The 1926-nt window shown below is 66.8% G+C and carries 2 protein-coding genes; both read left to right on the top strand.

Annotation, left to right across the window (positions count from 1 at the left end; all coding sequences use genetic code 11):
- A partial coding sequence (locus A3E77_RS11405; protein ID WP_293645972.1) for an amidohydrolase family protein occupies window positions 1–1146 on the top strand: 1146 nt, incomplete at its 5' end.
- Window positions 1147–1293: 147 nt separating this feature from the next.
- On the top strand, window positions 1294–1926 hold a 633-nt coding region (locus tag A3E77_RS11400), incomplete at its 3' end, for an NnrU family protein (protein WP_293645970.1).

The following is a 1926-nucleotide window of genomic DNA, read 5'->3' as shown; positions in this document are numbered from 1 at the left end:
GCGGGCGCGGGTGTCGCCGTTCCTGCGGGCATCGAGCGTGTCGACGCACAGGGCAAATATGTGACGCCCGGTATTGTCGCGGCGTTCAGCCGTGTCGGGCTGACCGAAGTCGATGCCGTCACCGGCACCAACGACCGCGCGGCACCGCGTACGCGCTTTTCGGCTGGCCTCGATATCGCACCGGCATTGAACCCGATGGGATCGCCGGTCGCGGTCAACCGTGCGTCGGGCGTCACGCGCGCGATCGTCGCCCCCTCGGGCAGCAGCAACCTGTTCGCCGGGCAAGGCGCCGTCGTCGACCTGGCCGACGACATGGACATGGTGACGCGCCCCCGTGCGCTTCAATATGTCGCGTTTGGCGAGGATGGCTCGGCGAAGGCAGGGGGCAGCCGTGCGGCCACCTTCCTGTTGTTCCGCGAACAATTGCTGGCGGCGCGCAGCTATGCGCGCAACCCCGCGACCCTCGCCGAATGGGGCAATGACGCGATGATCCAGCGCGCCGACGCCGATGCGCTGGTTCGCGTGATCGACGGCACGACGCCGTTGTTCGTGCGCGTCGATCGCGCCGCCGACATCGTCAATGTGCTGAAGCTGCGTCAGGAATTTCCGGCGCTGAAACTGGTGCTTGTGGGCGTGACCGAAGGATGGATCGTCGCGCGAGAGATTGCCGCGGCCAAGATCCCCGTGCTCGTCTCGCCGCTCACCGACCTGCCGGGCAACTTCGAGCAGCTTGGTGCGACGCAGTCGAACGCCGGCCGGTTGAAGGCCGCGGGCGTCGACGTGTCGGTCGGGGTGTTCGACGACGATGACGCGCACAAGATGGGTTATGCCACGCAATATGCCGGTAACCTTGTCGGTCTGGCGCGCGTGCCGGGCGCCAGCGGAATGACATGGGATCAGGCGTTTGCGTCGATCAGCAGCGTCCCCGCGCGCGCGGTGGGCATGGAATCGAGCATCGGTTCGCTGCGTCCGGGCCGCGTCGGCGACGTCGTGATGTGGGACAATGACCCGCTGGAACTCGGCAGCCGCCCGGTGGCGATCTGGATCGACGGCAAGGTGCAGTCGCTGACCACGCGGCAGGACCGGCTGCGCGATCGCTATCGCGTACCGCAGGAAGGCGCGCTGCCCAAGGCATACGACCGATAGGAGCGGGCAGGCGGTTCGCCGCCTGTCCACTCGACCGAAGTTGACACTGTTATCTTTGACGCCCAATCATCTCCGCTGGGCCTTTTCGAGTCGCGCGTCGCGGCAGATCGGCCAATATTAGCCGGGACGGGGTTGGAGGAATTGGTCATGCAGCCGATGTCGCTTTTGGTCACGACGTGCGTCCTGTTCGTCGGCTCGCACCTCATTCTGTCGCACCCGCTTCGCAAGGGGCTGGCGGGGCGAATGGGCGAACGCGGGTTCCAGATCGTTTATTCGGTCGTCGCGATCGCCACCTTCGTCATGCTGGTGCAGGCGTGGCGCGGGATGCCCCCCGAACCGCCGCTATGGGCGGTCGGCGACGGCCTATGGGTGATTGCGTCGCTGATCGTGCTGTTCGCCAGCATTTTGTTCATCGGGTCGCTGATCGGAAATCCCGCCTTGCCCGCGCCGAACGCCGCGGCGGCCGCGCAAGCGGCCCCTCGCGGCGTTTTTGCGATCACGCGCCACCCGATGATGTGGGGGTTCGCGCTGTGGGCTGTCGCGCACGTGATCGTGATGCCGACCGGCGCACAGATCGTCTTGTCCGCCACGATCATTTTCCTCGCACTGGTCGGATCGGCGGGGCAGGATGCCAAAAAGGCGCAGCTGATGGGCGATGCCTGGCGTCATTGGGCGGCGCGGACGAGCTTCGTGCCCTTTGCCCGCCAGATCGCCGGCGCCGCGCCTTGGGGGGACACCGTTCCGCGGCCCCATGCGCTGTTCGGAGGGATCGTGCTGTGG

The sequence above is a fragment of the Sphingopyxis sp. RIFCSPHIGHO2_12_FULL_65_19 genome, from assembly GCF_001830555.1.
Lineage (GTDB): Bacteria > Pseudomonadota > Alphaproteobacteria > Sphingomonadales > Sphingomonadaceae > Sphingopyxis.
Note: the sequence above shows the minus strand (reverse complement) of the source record. Positions and strands in the feature narration are given on the sequence as shown.